A 4,600-nucleotide genomic window follows, 5' to 3' on the forward strand; every position below is an offset into this window, starting at 1 on the left:
CGGTCGGCATCCCCGGCCGGGGCGGGGTGGTCACGGTGGCCACCGTGGACCAGGGTGACGCGGCGCCGAGGTAGGTGGTCCGCACCCGGTAGTAGTACGTGGTGTCCGGGGCGACCGCCGGGTCGACGTGGTTGTCGCCGACCGCGATCGCGGTGGTCCCCGGCCCGCTGGTGAAGGTCGGATTGGTGGCCCGCTGCACGTCGATCCCGGTCGCGAAGGAGCGGCTCACCCAGCGCAGCGCCACCCGCAGCGGCGCGGCCGGGGGCACCGCGGCGGTGAGTTTCGCCGGCGCGGTGAGCTGCACGCACGCCGGGACGCTGTTCGACCAGGCCGAGCAGCTCACCGCGTTCTCGGCCCGGATGCGGTAGTGGTAGGTCACCCCCGGCGTCACCGAGGCGTCGGTGTACCGGGTGGCCCTCGCCGCCACGGTGATCTCGGTCAGCCCCTCGGTGAACGTCGCGTCGGTGGCCCGTTGCAGCAGGTGGCTGGTGGCCGGTGGGCGGCTGCCGTTGCCCGTCCAGGCCAGCGCGATCGCCGGCAGCGCGGTCGCCGAGCCGGGCACCGGGGTGGCGGTCAGCCCGGTCGGCGCCTTGGGCGAGACCCGCAGCACCAGCGGGCGGCTCATGCCCTGGTCCCGCTGGCCCGCGCAGGTGCTCTGCCAGCGGTACTCCCAGCCGAGGTTGACCAGCTGGTTCACCACGATCGCCGGCCGCCCGTCGATCGGGCTGACCGGGGTGGCGTCGAGCCGGACGCCGGCCGGCCGGGTCGGGTCGAGCAGCCGTACGCTGTCGCCGATCTTGAAGGGCAGCGCGGGCGGGACGGGGCGCAGCGCCACGATGACGTCCTCCCGGGGGTTGACCCGGACGGTCACCTTCCAGCCCAGTTCGTTGGCGTCCGGTGGGCGTACCGTCCCGTCCCAGCCGACCCGGTTGACCAGTTGCACGTCGCAGCCGCCGATGTGCACCGCCTGGGTCTGCGGGGCGTCACCGACGATCCGCCACAGCTGGGAGCCGTCGGCCAGCACGCCCAGCGGCACGGCCGGGTCGGCCGCGAAGAGCACCTCGGTCGCCGGGTCGACCGGCCCGAGCGGCAGGGTGGCCGGGGCGAGCAGGCCGGCGTGCGGGTGTCCCACGCCGAGCCGGCCGACCGCCCGGCCGTGCCGGGGTTCGAAGACCTGCCCGACCGCCTTCACCGACACCGGCAGGGTGACCGGGGCGGCGGCGCCGGGCGGGGTGACCCGGACCGAGGTGGCGTGCACCGGCACCAGGGTGTCCCCGGCCGTCCGGGTGCCGAACGCCGGGTCGTACGCCGGCTGGGGGACGACCGGCGGACGCTGACTGGCCGCGTACGCGCCGGGCAGGCGCTCGGCGAGCCGGGCCCGGTCGTACCGAGCGGCCGGGACGCTGGCCACCCGGATCTGGAGCAGCGTCCGGGTGTTCGGGCCGTACCCGGGCCGGGCGGCGGGGAGCCCGCCGACCGCGGTCCGGTCCGCGGCGTGGGTGTGGTGGTCGTACCGGGGGTCGAAGCGGGGCAGCGGCGCCGGGCAGTCGTTGTAGAGGATCAGCGTGCTGCCCGGGGGAACCGTGGAGAAGTCCACCACCACGTCGGCGCCCTCGCCGGGGGCGAGCAGCAGGGTGTGGCCGTCCACGTTGAGCACGGTCGGATCCCGCCGGTCGTACCGGTAGCCCACCGGCCGGTTCGGCAGCACCACCGGGGCGGGCAGCAGGCCCCCGTCGTTGCCGATCTGGATCATTTCCGGTCCGGCCGCCCGCGGGTCGGGGACACCGCCGTCCCGCCCGTCGGTGGGCCACCCCGGCGGCCGGTCCGCCGCCCGGACCGCCTCGACCATCGGCACCTCGCCGGCGTCCGGATCGGCCGGTCGGCCGTCGTCGGGCCACATCGGAGCGTCCGAGCGGGCCCGGTAGAGCTGGAGGTTGAGGCTGCGGTCCGCGCAGGCGTTGAGGATGCGGAACCGGTACGCCTTCGGTTCCACCGTCAGGTACGGGTAGGCCACCCCGTTCACCAGCGGCGTGTCTCCGTACGCCTCGGGGACCGCCGACGGGTGCGGCACGCCCGGGGCCAGCGGCGGCTCGTCCGGCTCGGCGACCGGGTCGTGGTGCGGGTTGGGCACCGGGGCGACCCACGGGCTGCCCGGGCCGTCCGGGTCGTGCGACCAGGGGCCGTAGTCCCAGCGGCCGGTCGGGTTGGTTCCGCTGGCCCGCCACGGGTTCTGCCGGGGCTGGTAGACGTGCGGGTGCCAGAGGCTGCCCTTGGCACCCCACCGCTCCCGGTCCCAGGTCGGGTCCTGCGCGGCGAGCTGGGCGTCGTCCGGCACGAACGTCCGGTCCTGGATCACCAGCGGCAGCTGCTCGTCCGGGAGCACGCCGTCGGCGACGAGCTGCTCCTCCGCCGGGTCGGTGAGCAGGTAGACGGCCGACTGGCCGGAGTAGACGGTGAGCCGAGACAGGCCCAAGGTGTTGTCGCGCAGCCACATCAGCCGGCCACTCTGCTCGTTCGGGAAGTAGAGCGTGGTGGCGCCCGCGCCCGGCGCCGGCATGTCCGGTACCGGGACCACTCCCACCCCGATCGGGTACGGGGTGATCTCGCCCGCCGGGGTGACCCACTGCCACGGGTTGCCGGCGCTGATCCAGGCCGTCTGGGCCCCCGCCAGGTGCGGTACCGCCCGGTTCTGCGGGTACGGCGCCGGCCCGTCGAGCGGCCCCACCCCGGCCCCGTCGATCGTCTCGTCGACCGGCAGAAAGAGCTCGCCGGCCCGGCCGCTCGGGAGCTGGTTGATGAACTTGATCCGGACCGGCCGTCCGCGCCGGGCCATGATGAGCGGACCGAGGTGCCAGGGCCGGTCCGGCGGGTGGACGGTGTTGTGCCCGTACGGGTCGGTGCCCAGGTTGAGCTGCCGGTAGCCGCGTAGGCGGGTGGCCGGGAGATCCCGGTGCAGGCGCTGGGTGTACTCCTGCAACCCGATCTCGTAGTAGTCGCAGCCGGGCCAGGTGATGGTGTCCGGCACCGCCACCGGCAGGTGCGCGCCCGGTGCGGCGCGGTCCGGCGGATCGGGTAGTGGCAGCGGGTCGACGAACTTGCGGACACCGGTGCCGGGCAGCGGCCGGCCGTCCCCGTCGAGCACCGGCAGCGGACTGCCGGCGAAGTTCGGCACCGGACCGAAGCCGCGCGGCACGGCGGCCGGGTCGAGGCTGGCCGGGGTGACCTCGATCTCCTCGGCGGTCCGGGCGGCGGGCACGATGGATGTGGCGTCCGCACCGTTACGGACCGCGCGGTCCGCCCCGTTCGGCCGCTGTCTGCGGAACAGCACCATGGCTCTCCCCGGGATCGGGGCACGACGGCCGTCACGGCGACGTGGCGGGCGACCGCGCTGCTGACGATCGGTGAGCACTCAATCGCAGCATGCGACGCCGACGACCGGGAGGGAACTACCCATTCGTCCGTGTCTCGGGGAGATCTTGGCGATTCGTGGAAGTTCTACGCCCGCCGGCCCGGGTCGTGGGCCGCCGGGGCGGTCAGGACCGTTCCGGCTGGCAGACCGGGCACCAGTAGGTGACCCGCTCGCCCAGCTCCTCCTTCTGGATGGCGGTGCCGCAGCGGCGGCACGGCTGGGCGCGGCGGCCGTAGACGTAGCTGGTCTGGCCGCGGTGCAGCGAGCCGGTGGTGCTCTGGGTCCATCGGCCCCGGTTCGCGGCGAGCAGCCGCTGCGCCAGGGTGACCGTGCCGGCCAGGTCGGGCACCGCGCCGACCGGCGTCCACGGATTGATACCGCGCAGGAAGAGGAGCTCGCACTTGTAGAGGTTGCCCACCCCGGCCAGGTTGCGCTGATCCAGCAGCGCCTCGCCGATGGTGGTGTCCGGATGCGCGGCGAGCCGGCGGACCGCCTCGGCCGGGTCCCAGTCCGGCCCGAGCAGGTCCGGCCCGAGGTGACCGACCAGCGACTCCTCCTCGGCGGCCGGGATCAGGGCCAGCTCGTGCAGGTGGTAGCCGACCGCCACCGCGCCGGCGGTACGCAGCACCACCCGGATCAGGTGCGCCGGCCGGGCGGCCCACCGCTCACCCGGCGCGTACGCCCGCCAGGCGCCCTCCATCCGGAGGTGCGAGTGCAGCGTCCAGTCCCGCCCACCCTCGGCATCTTCGAGAGCGGTGAGCCGGAGCAGCAGGTGCTTGCCCCGGCTGACCGACTCGCGGACGGTCCAGCCGGTCAGGTCGGTCGTGGCGAGCTGCGGCACCCGGAGGTCGGAACCGGTGAGCCGGGCGCCGGCCAGCGCGCGCTGGAGGACGCGGGCGGTGTTCCAGACGGTGTCACCTTCGGGCACCCCTCAATCCTCCCTCGCCAGCGCGCAGAGCGCCCCTGGTCACCGGGTCCCCGCTTCCGGGGCGGCGGCGTGCGCCGTGACACGACCACGCTGGGAGGGCGGCACCGGCGGGCAAGGGCGTGACGGGGACGCGTTCGTCGGTCCCGTGGGTCCGTTGCGCGCGCCGGGAGTTGGTGAAGACGATGGTCGAGCGGTGCGACCGGATCAGCGAGAAGACCCGCTCCTCCACCGCGGGCCAGATGGACGCCCGGCGCGGGCCGAGG

General features: G+C 75.1%; 2 protein-coding genes. Both read right to left on the reverse strand.

The features are described 5' to 3' along the window. On the reverse strand, positions 1 to 3,331 hold a 3,331-nt coding region (locus DKL51_RS00985; RefSeq protein ID WP_124811621.1), incomplete at its 3' end, for a hypothetical protein. Between the two features lie 202 nt (positions 3,332 to 3,533). Further along, the gene (locus tag DKL51_RS00990) at positions 3,534 to 4,337 is read right to left on the reverse strand and encodes a DNA-formamidopyrimidine glycosylase family protein (protein WP_109948184.1); all 804 of its coding nucleotides are present in this window, start codon (positions 4,335 to 4,337) and stop codon (positions 3,534 to 3,536) included. Between the last annotated feature and the right edge of the window lie 263 nt (positions 4,338 to 4,600).

This window comes from Micromonospora globispora (assembly GCF_003857015.1).
GTDB classification, from domain to species: Bacteria; Actinomycetota; Actinomycetes; order Mycobacteriales; family Micromonosporaceae; genus Micromonospora; species Micromonospora globispora.